Origin of the sequence: Streptomyces triculaminicus (assembly GCF_017349075.1) — a bacterium.
GTDB classification, from domain to species: Bacteria; Actinomycetota; Actinomycetes; order Streptomycetales; family Streptomycetaceae; genus Streptomyces; species Streptomyces triculaminicus.
Genome location: NZ_JAFMOF010000001.1, coordinates 669,029 through 681,649, shown reverse-complemented (window position 1 = coordinate 681,649; position 12,621 = coordinate 669,029). Strand labels below are relative to the sequence as shown.

The window sequence follows — 12,621 nt, the reverse complement described above, 5'->3', positions numbered from 1 at the left end:
GGACCTTTCCGGCCTTCGGGGGAGGGAGGGATCACACGCCGGCCAGCTGGCGGGCGGCCGAGCGCGCGGTCCGCACCACGACCGACGACGTGCGGCAGTACAGGTCCGCCTCGTCGAACAGGGCCCCGCTCAGCTCGGCGTCGGGACCGGCCGGCTCCCGGTCGAGCCGTACCGCCAGCCGGGACAGCGCCCCCACCAGGCGGGTCAGGTCCGCGAGCCGGTGCTGCCGGTGGCCCTTGCGGCGCTGCCAGTCGTCGACGCACGCGGCGGCCGCGGTCAGCAGCGCGTAGCGGTCCGCCCGTGCCCAGTCCCGTGCCGTCGGACTGCCCTCGGACAGGGCGCAGTCGTCGATCAGCTGCCGGCGTTCGCGCTCCAGATCGTCCAGCATCCTGTGCAGGGCGGTGGGCAGGGACATCGGCCGCACCGACGTCATGGGGCGCGAGAGCCGGTCGTCGCCGTAGAGCGGCAGGGACAGCCGCTCCACCACCGCCATCAGGCGTTCCTCGTGGTCCGGGTGCCACATCGCCTCACCGAGCAGGCGGGCCCGGCGCCGGTACTCGGCGCTGGCCCGGCTCGCCCGGTGCAGCTCGGTCCCCAGCAGCACGGTCAGCCCGTCGACGCTCTCCATCAGCAGGCGCGGCACGAGGAAACGGGCGCTGGCGGATCTGATTCCCCCGTCGGCGCGCAGCAGCCGCTCGCACGCCCACAGATCCAGATAGGCGGCACCGGCCGCTGCCTTGGCCAGCCGGGACGGCGTACGGGCGGTCGCGGCCGCCATGGCGCTGCGCAGCGCTGCGTCCGCGTGGGCCAGCAGCCGTTCCGGGGTCGGCGACGCCTTCATCGGCTCAGACCAGCTGGTCGTAGCTGACGGAGCGGGAGCGCAGCAGGATCTCGCCGTCCGTCAGGTCGATGACGTCGTGCACCACGGTGCTCGGCCAGACCTCCGGCTGCTCGTTGGGGCGCACGCGGATGATCAGGGCGTAGACGGTGGAGCGGAGGCTGCCGTCCTCCTGGGGGTCGAGGATCATCTGGTTGAAGTAGTGGCGGCGCTGGGTGGGGTCGTCGTCGTACTTCTTCAGGAAGGAGCGCAGCTCGGCGAGGATGTTGTCGCGGCCGAGCACGGGGTCGATGCCGGGGGAGTGCTGGAAGCTGCCGTCCTTGGTGAAGGTGGCGGCGTACTCCTCGATCCGGCCGTTGTCCAGGGCCTGCATCTGGCGCGCGTAGAAGTGCTGCACCTGCGTGTAGAGGTCGCTGCTGACGGTCGTCGCGGTCATCTCGGTCCCTTACGGAGTGGCTGACGGGGTTCCGCAAGAATCGCGGCCCCGCCTCGAATCGCCCTTGAGAACCGTCGGGGCGTCGGCGGAGGGCCGCAAGGTGCCTTCCAGGGGCGTTCCAGCGCGACGCGAGGAATCCCCGACAGGCTCGGCGCCGGACCTGCCCACAGCAGCTATTCGGGAGAAGCACATGGCACAGGAAGTCAAGCCGGTCGCCCTCGTCACGGGCGCGACCAGCGGGATCGGCCTCGAGATCGCCCGCCGGCTCGCCGGGCTCGGCGCCCGCGTCTACCTCTGCGCCCGCCAGGCCGACCAGCTGGCCGCCACGATCAAGGAGCTGAGCGACGAGGGGTTCGAGGTCGACGGCACCACCTGTGACGTCGCGGACCCGGCCCAGATCAAGGCGTTCGTGGCGTCCGCGGTGGACCGCTTCGGCACGGTCGACATCCTCGTCAACAACGCCGGCCGCAGCGGTGGCGGCGCGACCAACGAGGTCCCCGACGAGCTGTGGTTCGACGTGATCAACACCAACCTCAACAGCGTCTTCCTGATGACCAAGGAGGTGCTGAACGCCGGCGGCATGCTCGAGAAGAAGCGCGGCCGCATCATCAGCATCGCTTCCACCGGCGGCAAGCAGGGCGTCGTCCACGCCGCCCCCTACTCGGCGTCCAAGCACGGCGTCGTCGGCTTCAGCAAGGCGCTCGGCCTGGAGCTGGCCCGCACCGGCATCACCGTGAACGCCGTGTGCCCCGGCTTCGTCGAGACGCCGATGGCCGAGCGGGTGCGCGGTCACTACTCCGGCATCTGGGGCGTCAGCGAGCAGGAAGCCCACGACCGCATCACCACCCGGGTGCCGCTGGGCCGCTACGTGGAGACCCGCGAGGTCGCCGCCATGGTCGAGTACCTGGTCAGCGACGACGCGGCCGCCGTCACCGCGCAGGCCCTCAACGTCTGCGGCGGCCTGGGCAACTACTGACCGGCCCGCACACCGCACTCCCGCCCGCGCCCCCTCCCGTTCCCCCGGGAGGGGGCGCGGGCGCGTCGCGTGGGCGCGTCGTTGGGCCGGGCGAACACGACGACGCCGGCCTCCGCACCCTTCCGGGTCCGGAAGCCGGCGTCGTCGTGGGGGACGGACGCGGGCGGCGCCCTACGCGGTCACGCCGCCGTGCTCCTTGGCGTACGCGGCCGCGTGGGTCATCGTCGCCAGGCTGTTGCGGCCCAGGGCCTCGCGGATGAAGGTCCGCGCGTCGTCGAGCGTGGCCTGCTCGCCCAGGACCTCGGTGACGGTCGCCGGGTTGAGGGCCACCGTGTGGCGGGCCGTGGCCAGCGGGCCGTCCGGGCCGTCGGTGAAGGTCCACAGACCGCTGTGGCCGGTCAGCAGCTTCGGCAGGATGCTCTGCTTGTAGGCGATCCACGAGGGGGCCTTGCAGATGCGGGTCGAGCGCGTGGTGTGCGTCGAACCGTCCGCGGTCAGGGTCTCCATGCGCAGGTCCTGCACCCCGGGGACGTCCTCGGTCAGCACCACGCTGCTGACGTGCGGCAGCCGCTCGGCCCACAGGTCGGCGCGGTTGACGAAGTCGTACGCGGACTCGGCGCCGCCCTCCAGCGGGACGATGTCGGTGAAGGAGAACACGATGTCCTCGACCGGGTGGCCGAGCTCCGCCACCCGGGCCAGGGCCGCCAGCTCCTCGCCGCTGTTGCGGTCCAGCGCGGCCAGCAGGTTCTGCACGGCCTGCGGGTCGTCGCCCTCCACGCTGAAGCGGTGCCGCAGCACGACCTCGGTGCGGCCGTCGGGCAGGGAGCGGAAGAGCCAGCCGCCGCCCATCGAGGTGACGGGCGGGAAGCTGCGCTGCTGCCGGAAGCTCACATAGAGCCGCTCGGGGTCCAGGGCCCGCCGCGAGGTCCAGTTGGCGACCTTGCCGTTGACCTGGGCCCAGATCTCGAACACCTCGGAGCGCTCGGTGCGCTCGAGGTGACGGACGTGCACGCTCGGCCCGAACACGGCCGGCCACAGCGTGACGTCGGAGACCAGGTCGTAGAGCACCCGGGCGGGCGCGGAGACGACGAGGGTGTGCTCGGTGCGGTGGATCACGGGTCGTTCCATGAGAGGTTCTCCTCGGCTTGAGCGGTGCGCCTGCCCGGCGCTGATGGGCAGGGGCCCGTATCCCCCCGCCGGGCGGGATACGGGCCCCATGGGTCGCCGGCCGGCGGATCAGGCGGCGGCGACCTCGGTGGCGTTCACCAGGTCGAGGAGGGCGCGGGGCGTCTCCACGTCGCCGACGGCGTCGTCGGAGAGGTCGATGCCGTACTCCTGCTTGATCCGGGCGGTGCTCTCCATCAGGGCGAGGGAGTCGTAGCCGAGGTCCTCGAAGCTGATGTCGAGGATGTCGCCGGTGAGGTCGATGCTGTCGTCCTCACCCGCGCAGGCGATCAGGATGCGCCGCAGGTCGTCGATGCCGAGCTGTGCCATGAGGGTCTCTCCTGTGGAAGTGCGGGATGTCAGTTGCTGTGCCGGGTCACGACGACCGCGGAGTTGAAGCCCCAGCGGCCGCGGGCCAGCACCAGGGCGGCCCCGACGGGCTTCGTGCGCGGCTCGCCGACCACCAGGTCGATGCCGTACTCCTCGGGGATCCGCGAGGAGTGGCCGCTGGCGGGGACGACGCCGTCGCGGATCGACAGCAGCGCCGCCACCAGGTCGGCGGGGCCGCCGCCGGCGTACATGCGGCCGGTCAGCGCCTTGGGGGCGGTCACCGCCACCCCGCGCACGCCGAAGATCGCGCGCAGCGCCGCGGCCTCCTCGCGGTCCTTGTCCGGCAGGCCGGAGGCGTCGGCGAACACCACGTCGATGTCGGCGGGCACCAGGCCCGCGTCCTCGATGGCGAGTTCGGCGGCCCGGCGCAGGCCCGGCTCCCGGCCGGACTCCGGCTTGGGGTCGAACGTGGAGGCGTAGCCGGCGATCTCGCCGTAGATCTGCGGCGCGCCGCGCTCGAGCGCGGAGGCGGAGTCCTCGGCGATGAGGATCGCCCCGCCCTCGCCGGGCACATAGCCCGCGGCCCGCTCGTCGAACGGCAGATACGCGGCCTCGGGGTCGGCGACCGTGCTGACCAGGCCGCCCGCCAGCTGGGAGGCCCAGCCCCACGGGTCGAACGCCGCGTCGACGCCGCCGGAGACCACCAGCTTGGTGCCGCGCCGCACGGTGCGCCGGGCGTGACCGATGGCGTCCAGGCCGCCCGCCTGCTCGCCCACCAGCGCTGCGCTGGGGCCGCGCAGCTTGTGGCGGATGGAGATCTGGCCGGTGTTGACGGCGTAGAACCAGGCGAACGACTCGTAGACGCTGACGAACTCCGAGCCCTTGGACCAGAGCTTGTTGAACTCCTGGTGGGTGAACTCGAAGCCGCCCAGGGCGTTGGAGGTGACCGTGCCCATGTCGTAGTCGGGCAGCGTCTCCTCGGTGACGCCCGCGTTCTCCAGCGCCCACGCGGCCGCCGTCAGGGCGTAGCGGGTGGAGACGTCGGTCTGCGGCAGCAGCCGGCTGGGCAGGTGCGCCTTGGCGTCGTAGTCCGTGATCTGCCCGGCCAGCCGGGAGGCGTACTTCGAGACGTCGAAGCCGGTCAGCTCCTTGACGGCGTTGTGGCCGGCCAGGGTGGCCTTCCAGAACTCCTCGGCGCCCAGGCCGTTGGGCGTGACCGCGCCGATGCCAGTGATGACGGTGCTCATACGGAAGCCACCTCCGGGCGGTGCAGGACCATCGCGCTCTGGAAACCGCCGAACCCGCTGCCCACGGTGAGGACCGTGTCGACGCGCTGCTCGCGCGCGGTCAGCGGCACGTAGTCCAGGTCGCACTCGGGGTCGGGGGTGTGCAGGTTGGCCGTCGGCGGCACGACGTTGTGCTCGATCGCCAGCAGCGAGGCGGCGATCTCGACGGAACCGATGGCGCCCAGCGAGTGGCCCACCATCGACTTGATGGAGCTCACCGGGACGTTGTAGGCGTGGTCGCCCAGGCTGCGCTTGAACGCGGCCGTCTCGTGGCGGTCGTTCTGCTTGGTGCCCGAGCCGTGCGCGTTGATGTAGTCGATCGTGGTGCCGTCGAGGCGGGCCTCGTCGAGGGACACCCGGATCGCCTCGGCCATCTCGCGGCCGTCCTTGCGCAGACCGGTCATGTGGTGGGCGTTGCAGCGGGTGGCGTAGCCGCCGACCTCCGCGTAGATGTGCGCGCCGCGCTTCTTGGCCGCCTCGTACTCCTCGAGCACGAACATGGCCGCGCCCTCGGCGAGGACGAACCCGTTGCGGGTGCCGTCGAAGGGCCGGGAGGCGTGCGCGGGGTCGTCGTTGCGCGTCGTCGTCGCCTTGATCGCGTCGAAGCAGGCGACCACGATCGGCGAGACGGGGGTGTCCGCGGCGCCGGCGACGACGGTGTCGACCGTGCCCTCGCGGATCAGCTGGACGGCGTACCCGACCGAGTCCAGGCCGGAGGTGCAGCCGTCGGACACCATCGTCACGGGGCCCTCGGCGCCGACCTCCCAGGCCACCTCGGCCGGCATGACGCCGGGGCTGAGGTAGTCGAACATGTGCGGCGACAGGTAGGCCGGGTCGACCTCCCAGGACTTGCCCGCGTCCGACATCACCAGGTACTCGTTCTCCAGGCTCGTCGCCGAGGCGACGGCGCTGCCCAGGCTCACGCCGACCCGGTGCGGGTCGACGGAGCCCAGGTCGAGCCCGCTGTCCGCGAGCGCGTCGCGGGTGCAGGCCACGGCGAACTGGGTCGCCCGGTCCATGCGACGGATCTCGCGCGGGCTGAATCCCTCGGCGACCGCATCGAAGTCGACCTCGCCGGCGATCCGGGACCGGAACTGCGATGCGTCGAAGAAGGAGATGTTCCGTGTGGCGGTACGGCCGTTCGACAGCAGGTCCCAGAACGCCTTTGTTCCGTTCCCGCCGGGGGCGCGCACGCCGATTCCGGTAATCACCACGCGCCGGGTCATATCTGGCCCGCGTTTGTAGAGAACATCGCTGTTCTGTCCTTTCGCCTCTGCACACCGGGACTTACGTCATTGCAGGCTGCGGCCGGATGCTCGAGCACTGCTCGAAGCCGCCTCGGGCAGTCGGGGACGCCCGCGGACCCCGTGAACGCTCCACCGGCGCTCGAGCCGGCGGCGGTCCACTTCGCGTGCCAACCCCCAAGGACGGAGCGCACGATGACCGACCGCCCCCACCCCGGCGCACCGGCCGCACCGGCCCGGCCGGTCCTGGTCACGCTGCTGCTGGTGAGCATGCTGACGGTGATGGCCGGCGCGACGATCTCGCCCGCGCTGCCCGCCATGCGGCGGCACTTCGCGGACGTCGACGACATCACCTTCCTGGTCCGCCTGGTCCTCACCGTGCCCGCCCTGGCGATCGCGGTGGGCGCGCCGGTGGCCGGACTCCTGGTGGACCGGGCGGGCCGCAAGCCCGTCCTCGTCGGCTCGGTGGTGCTCTACGGTCTGGCGGGCGGCTCGGGCCTGGTGCTGGGCGACGTCTACGCCATCCTGGCCGGCCGGGTGCTGCTCGGCCTCGCGGTGGCCGGGGTGATGACGGCGGCCACGGCGCTGGTGGCCGACCTGTACTCCGGCCCCGAGCGCTCCCGGGTGCTCGGCCTGCAGGCCGGGGCCATGGGGATGGGCGGCGTGGTGTTCCTCTCGGTCGGCGGGCTGCTGGCCGGCCTCGACTGGCGGGGCCCCTTCGCGGTCTACCTGGCGGCCCTGCCGCTGGCCGCCCTGGTCGCGCTGGTCGTCAAGGAGCCGGCCCGGGCCGAGCCCCCGGTCCGGCGGGCGGGGACCACGGGCGGCCGGGCGCTGCCGGGCGCCGCCCTCGCCATCTTCGCGCTGGCCTTCGTGGGCCAGGCCGTGTTCTACACGGTCCCCACCCAGCTCCCCTTCCACCTGGCCGACCTGGCGGGCGTCGGGGCGGTCGGCAGCGGTCTGATCCTCGCCTCGATGAGCGCGGTGCAGGCGACCGTCTCGGCCAACTACGGGCGCATCGCCCGGGGCCGGCGCGAGGCGGCCCTGGCCGCGGTCGTCTTCGCCGTCCTGGGCGCGGGCGCCGCGCTGATCGGCTTCGCGCCCGGCGTGCCCGTCGTCCTGGCGGGCCTGGCCCTGATCGGCACCGGAGTGGGGCTGCTCGTCCCGCACTTGAACACCTGGCTGGTGGCGCGGACGCCGGCCGAGGTGCGCGGCCGCACCCTCAGCGGGATCACGGCCGCCATGTTCCTGGGCCAGTTCCTCTCGCCCGTCGCCGCCCAGCCGCTGGCCGGCGAGGGCCTGGACACGGTCTACCTCGCCGCGGCCGCCGTCGCCCTCGCGGTCTCCGTCACCGTCGCGCTCGCCTGGCGGCGCCCCGCGCGGGAGGAGGCCGCCCCGGAGGGCGCCGGGGCCCCTCGCGAGCGGAACGCCACGGGGAGGACGGGGGCTTAGGCCTCCGGGCCCGTAGCACCGACGCGTCGAAGGGCGGCCCGCCTGTGCGGGCCGCCCTTCGACGCTTTCCGGCGGAGAGGGCAGGATTCGAACCTGCGAGGGGTGGTGCGATCACCCCGACCGGAAGAGCTTCCGGACCTCGTTGGGCCGCTTCGAGTACCTCTCCTTGACGTGGACAACACTGCCAGGGGGCGCTGACGCGGCGCTGACACGCGGGGTGGTCCAGACCTACCGCCCATTGTGATCCAGATCATCGTTTAGCTCCGGAGAAACGGTTCTGCGGACATGTCGGGTCATGACACGATCATGCGAATCGCTACCGCGAGTATCTCTGCCGTGTGATGCGGTCCACGGGTGCCAACTCCCCCCGTACCGCCCCCACCTCACGCACACAAGGACTCAACTTTGCGCAGAACCACCAGGTATGCCGTTTTACCTGCACTGACCGCCGCGTCCCTGCTGGCCGTCACCGCCTGCTCGTCGGGCGGCTCCTCCGCCGCCGGTAAGGCGACCGACGCCGAACCGGTCGCCGCCACCGCCGCGCCCACGGACCCGGGGCTCGCCGTCGCGGCAGCGCCGGCCGGGGCCGGTGCCCCGAGCGCGGTGGCCCGCGCCGACAAGGGGACGGGCGTCAAGGCGGCCAAGTCGTCGCTGAAGGTCGCCTCGTTCGACCAGAAGAGCGGCAAGGCCGTCATCGCCGCCGCGCCCGCGGCCGGCAAGAAGAAGCCGGACAAGGGCGTCGCGCCCAAGCCGTCGCAGTCCGCGCGGGAGGGCGTCGCCGTCGGCGACGTCATCGCCAGCGCGCCCGCGCCCGGCGCTCCCCACGGCGTCCTGGCCAAGGTCACCAAGGTGGTCGGCGCCACGGACAAGGGCACCGAGGTCAACACGGCCCCGGCCACCCTGGACGCGCTGCTCGGCGACTCCGAGGCCAAGGGCAAGGTCCCCGTGGACCCCTCGGCCGTCAAGGTCGTGCCGCTGATGAAGGGCGTCCAGGTCTCCTGGACCAAGCCCGACGGCATCCACGCCGGCCCCAAGGGCGCCAAGGTGCCCCTGGGCAACCTCCGCCTGGACGTCGGCGCCTCCATCCCCACCCCCGAGGGCTCCCCGGTCTCGGCCGAGGCCTCGGCCTCCGGCTTCGTCCAGCTGGCCCCCGAGGTGGACTTCTCCTACAACGGCAAGGGCACCGGCTCGAGCGGCGGCCCCGGCACCGCGTCGCTGGCCCTGAACGGCAACTGGTCCTCGGCCTGGGAGCTCAAGGGCGAGGCGAAGGCCACCACGGCGGACAAGCCGCTGCGGCTGCCCTTCGCCAAGCTGCACGCGGACCCGGTCCTCCAGGTCGGGCCCGTGCCGGTCGTCATCAACCTCGACCTCACCTGCTACCTGCAGGTCGACGCCGAGGGCAAGCTCAGCGTCGACGTCAAGCAGGAGATGAAGGGCGACTTCACCGTCGGCGGCTCCTACAGCTGGGGCAAGGGCTGGACGGGCATCAGCAAGGCGAACTCCGAGGTCAGCCCGGTGCGCGCCACGGCCTCCGCCTCCGGCAAGGTCAAGGCGTCCCTCGGCACCGAGGCGTCCGTCGGGCTGTACGGCGCGGTGGGCGTGAGCGCCGACCTCGCCCCCTACCTGCGGGCCGAGGGCGAGGCCAGCGCCACCGCGTCCAGCGACGGCAAGGCCTCGGCCTCCGGCAAGTGGGCGGCGTACGGCGGCGTGGACCTCACCGGTGCGCTGTCGGCGCACCTGAAGATCTTCGGTACGCCGCTGTTCGAGCGGCGCATCCCGCTGGACCTCTACCACCACGAGTGGAAGCTCGCGGGCGGCGAGGGCAGCGTGAGCACGCCGAAGAACGGTGTCGCCCCCAAGAAGAAGGCCGCGGCCTCCTAGGCCACGCCACGCATCACGAGGACGCCGGACGGGCCACGGCCCGCCCGGCGTTCGCGTTATTCAGAGGAAGTCCTCGGCCGGGACTACAGCCGGGACGCCACCATGCGGGCGATCCGCACGAGGTCCCCGGCCGGCCGCGTCCGTACGGCCGGCGGCTGCCGGGTCCAGCGGTCCTCCAGCGCGAACCAGTCGACCGGCCGGGGCGCGCGGCCGTTCTCCAGGGCCTCGTCCAGCGCCGTGAAGTACGTCTTCCAGCGCAGCCGGTAGAGGCCGCCGACCAGCCCGGACCACTCGCGGTTGGCGTAGTCGTGCAGCTTGCCGCCGTCGGCGGAGGCGCGCGGGCCCCAGACCGTCAGCAGGGAGAGCGCGTCGGCCTGCAGCCGCTCGCGTTCGTCGGCGGTGGAGCCCCAGGCGCGGGCGTCGGCGAGCCAGCGGCCCAGCAGGTGCCGCTCGTCGGTGGCCACCACCTGCTCGAGCAGGGCCATCCACTCCATCCACTGGTCCGCCAGCTCCCCGAAGCGGTCCCGCTCCCCGGCGTCGTACGCCGCCTTGAGGCGCGGCAGCAGCAGCCGGCTGCGGTTGGCCACGCACTGCCGGGCGACGTCCAGCAGGTCGTAGCGGTAGGCGGAGCTGTCGCGCAGCGCGGGGGCGACCGCCAGGAGCGCGGGCAGCGCCTTGTCGAACTCGGCCGCGTCGTAGCGCAGTTTTCGCGGCGACCAGGCGGCGGCGCGGTTCACGGCCAGGTCGGGACGGGCGCCGAAGAGGCCGTCGGCCTGCTCGCTCCAGCCGTCCTCCCGCGAGGTGCCGTACGCGGTGCGGCGCAGCACGTCCCAGGCGCGCACGGCGTCGGCGTCCGTACCGCCGTAGCGCTGGACGGGCCACCGCTCGAACCAGCCCTTGAGGTCGACGGGCCCGTCCGTCCAGGCCAGGTCGGAGAAGAGGGCGAGGGCGGCGGGGTTGTTGTCGGCGGCCTCGGGCATGAGGGCGATGCCGCGCAGGGCGCTGCCCGGCTTGGTTCTCCACCGGTCGTACAGCCGCGCCCAGTCGGGGGCGTTGGCGCCCAGGGCGGTGTGGCCGCCGAAGTTCCAGATGGTGCCGAAGGCGTACGGCGTGCCGGCCCAGTCCGCCTCGCGGTCGGTGACCTTGGAGTAGTGGTCGGAGACGCCGTCGAGGATGAGCATCCGCGAGCGGTCGACGGCGTCGATGATGGCCCGCTTGGGGTTCTCCTGCCAGCCCAGGATGGCCCAGGTCGCGCCGGGGTGGGCGGTGCGCAGCGCCTTCTCCACGGCGCGGGCGGCGTCGCCGACGGGCACGTCGCCGGGGTTGCCGCCCTCGTGCAGCAGGTCCATCTTGTACATCGGGCTCGCGCCGTAGAGCTCTCGCTGCACGCGGTAGAAGGTGCGGGCGACGGCGGCGAAGTGGGGGGTGCGCGGGTCGAGCCAGTCGGGGCGGGGGAAGCCGCCCCAGTCGCCCTGGGGGATGACGCGGGCGCCCTTGTTGCGCTCGGGGAAGCCGGGCGGGACGGTGCCGTAGTAGCCGGGCAGTACGGGCGTCATGCCCAGCTCGCGCAGCCGGCGCACGATCTTGCGCGCGAGGTCGGTGCGGCGGTCGAGGAGCTCCCGGGAGACGGGCCCGCCGTAGGACGCCATGTTCTGCAGCAGCCACCACGGCTGGTGGGCGGGGCCGGGAACCCACCGGCGCACTTCGGCGTCGCTGTAACCATGTTCGATAAAGGTGCGGTGGTAGACGGCGTCGGCTCCGGCGTAGACGAGCACCTCGTTGAAGCCGTGCAGGGCCAGGACGTCGATCTCGCGTTCCCAGTAGTCCCAGCCGTGGTACGGGCCGGTGTAGCCGTCGTTGGTGTCGTTGAGCGCGAAGCGGTGGACGGCGTTGGAGGTCCCGGCCAGCGGGGCGCCGACGGCGGGGAGGCGGTCGGGGAGGCGGCCGGTCTGGGTGCCGCTCCAGGAGAAGTGGGCGTGCGCGACCTGCCGCAGGTACCGGTGGAAGCCGGTGAGCTGGACGGCCGGGGTGGTGCCCTCGACGGTGATCCGGCCGGCCTCTCCCGACACCCGGAAGGCGTCCCGGCCGCCCCGGCGGGGAACGGTACGGAAGGTGACCTGTCCGTGGTGCCGGGGCAACAGGCGGGCCAGCGCGGCGGCCGCGCCCGCCGGGGCCGGCGCGGCCCCCGCGGCGGACACGCCCGCGGTCCCGAGTGCGGCGGAGCCGGCGAGGGCGCCGAGGAGCGTGCGACGGGCGATGTGCATGGGTGACCTCCACCGTGACGCGGGAGCGACTGGCTGGACCGGACCACGTGAGCGCGCAGATCCTATGAGCCGGCGAAGGGAATCGGTCAAGGGCACGGGCGTCGAACCAGCCACGCCGGTTACATTTGGCACGAATGGCCCCACGGGCCGCTCGGGGCCTGCTAGGCCCGCCCCGTCCTGCCCGACCTGCCCCGTTCGTACGGCCCGTTCGCCCCGTCAGACCGCCCTGCCCCGTCCGTCCCGCGTCCCGACAGCATGAGGAATCCCGTGCGACCACTGAACGCGGCACTCGGCGCCGTGGCCCTGACCGCCGGCCTGCTGAACGGGCTGCTGTGCGGCTGCGCCGACCCGGGCGGGCTCAAGGTCGCCGGTCCCGCGCAGACCGCCGCCCCCACCGCCGGGCCGGTCCAGGTCGTGGAGGGGCCCGGTCAACCCCCGCTGCGCCGCCCGGCGTCCTTCGTGATCGGCGACTCCGTCCGGCTGACCGGCCTGCGCTGGCGCACCTGGGGCGGGCCGACCGCCGAGGCCACCGGCGAGGTGTCCGGCAACTGGTGCCTGCCCGCCTGCCGCGCCACCCCCTACCAGGCCAGGGTCACGCTCGCCGGCCTGGTCCGGAAGGACCGTTCCGCCTACTACGGCCGGGCCGAGGTCGTGGCCGACGGGCTCCCGCCCGAACAGCACCGCGAGCTGCGCGACCTGCGGCTCTTCGTCCCCCAGCGCTAGCAGCGCCGCAGCCGAGGAGAAGACGGGCCC

At 73.1% G+C, this 12,621-nt stretch carries 11 protein-coding genes and 1 tRNA gene; 4 read left to right on the top strand and 8 right to left on the bottom strand.

Going from position 1 to position 12,621, the window contains the following annotated elements; genetic code table 11:
* Window positions 1-31: 31 nt before the first annotated feature.
* Window positions 32-841 carry a hypothetical protein gene (locus J1792_RS03125; RefSeq protein WP_086567712.1) on the bottom strand — a complete coding sequence of 270 codons (810 nt, stop codon included), beginning with the start codon at window positions 839-841 and terminating at the stop codon, window positions 32-34.
* Window positions 842-845: 4 nt separating this feature from the next.
* Window positions 846-1,274 (bottom strand): nuclear transport factor 2 family protein, encoded by a 429-nt coding sequence (locus J1792_RS03120; RefSeq protein WP_086567714.1) that lies wholly within the window; start codon window positions 1,272-1,274, stop codon window positions 846-848.
* 190 nt (window positions 1,275-1,464) lie between these two features.
* On the opposite strand from J1792_RS03120, the gene J1792_RS03115 reads away from it, so the two are divergent.
* Complete coding sequence (locus J1792_RS03115) at window positions 1,465-2,250, top strand: 3-oxoacyl-ACP reductase (RefSeq protein WP_086567716.1); 786 nt, start codon at window positions 1,465-1,467, stop codon at window positions 2,248-2,250.
* Window positions 2,251-2,421: 171 nt separating this feature from the next.
* Here J1792_RS03115 and J1792_RS03110 read toward each other — a convergent pair whose 3' ends face one another.
* From J1792_RS03110 to J1792_RS03095, 4 genes are all read right to left on the bottom strand, one after another.
* The gene (locus tag J1792_RS03110) at window positions 2,422-3,378 is read right to left on the bottom strand and encodes an aromatase/cyclase (protein ID WP_086567718.1); all 957 of its coding nucleotides are present in this window, start codon (window positions 3,376-3,378) and stop codon (window positions 2,422-2,424) included.
* A gap of 108 nt (window positions 3,379-3,486) precedes the next feature.
* The gene (locus J1792_RS03105; RefSeq protein ID WP_086567720.1) at window positions 3,487-3,744 is read right to left on the bottom strand and encodes an acyl carrier protein; all 258 of its coding nucleotides are present in this window, start codon (window positions 3,742-3,744) and stop codon (window positions 3,487-3,489) included.
* Window positions 3,745-3,773: 29 nt separating this feature from the next.
* Entirely contained in the window at window positions 3,774-4,991 is a 1,218-nt protein-coding gene (locus tag J1792_RS03100; protein WP_086567721.1) for a ketosynthase chain-length factor, read from the bottom strand.
* Complete coding sequence (locus J1792_RS03095) at window positions 4,988-6,256, bottom strand: beta-ketoacyl-[acyl-carrier-protein] synthase family protein (RefSeq protein WP_086567723.1); 1,269 nt, start codon at window positions 6,254-6,256, stop codon at window positions 4,988-4,990. Before J1792_RS03095 ends, J1792_RS03100 begins: the two co-directional genes overlap by 4 nt.
* Window positions 6,257-6,469: 213 nt before the next feature.
* Here J1792_RS03095 and J1792_RS03090 point away from each other — a divergent pair, with 213 nt between their 5' ends.
* A complete protein-coding gene (locus J1792_RS03090) occupies window positions 6,470-7,723 on the top strand; it encodes an MFS transporter (protein WP_207246631.1) in 1,254 nt (417 codons plus the stop codon).
* A gap of 72 nt (window positions 7,724-7,795) precedes the next feature.
* Here J1792_RS03090 and J1792_RS03085 read toward each other — a convergent pair.
* Window positions 7,796-7,889, bottom strand: a tRNA-OTHER gene (locus J1792_RS03085).
* 239 nt (window positions 7,890-8,128) lie between these two features.
* Between J1792_RS03085 and J1792_RS03080 the strand changes: the two genes are divergently transcribed.
* A complete protein-coding gene (locus tag J1792_RS03080; protein WP_086567726.1) occupies window positions 8,129-9,604 on the top strand; it encodes a hypothetical protein in 1,476 nt (491 codons plus the stop codon).
* Between the two features lie 83 nt (window positions 9,605-9,687).
* On the opposite strand, the gene J1792_RS03075 is transcribed toward J1792_RS03080, so the two are convergent.
* Window positions 9,688-11,868, bottom strand: coding sequence for an alpha-N-acetylglucosaminidase (locus J1792_RS03075; protein ID WP_207246630.1), 2,181 nt, complete (start codon window positions 11,866-11,868; stop codon window positions 9,688-9,690).
* Between the two features lie 267 nt (window positions 11,869-12,135).
* Here J1792_RS03075 and J1792_RS03070 point away from each other — a divergent pair, with 267 nt between their 5' ends.
* Complete coding sequence (locus tag J1792_RS03070) at window positions 12,136-12,591, top strand: hypothetical protein (protein WP_143587591.1); 456 nt, start codon at window positions 12,136-12,138, stop codon at window positions 12,589-12,591.
* Window positions 12,592-12,621: the final 30 nt, after the last annotated feature.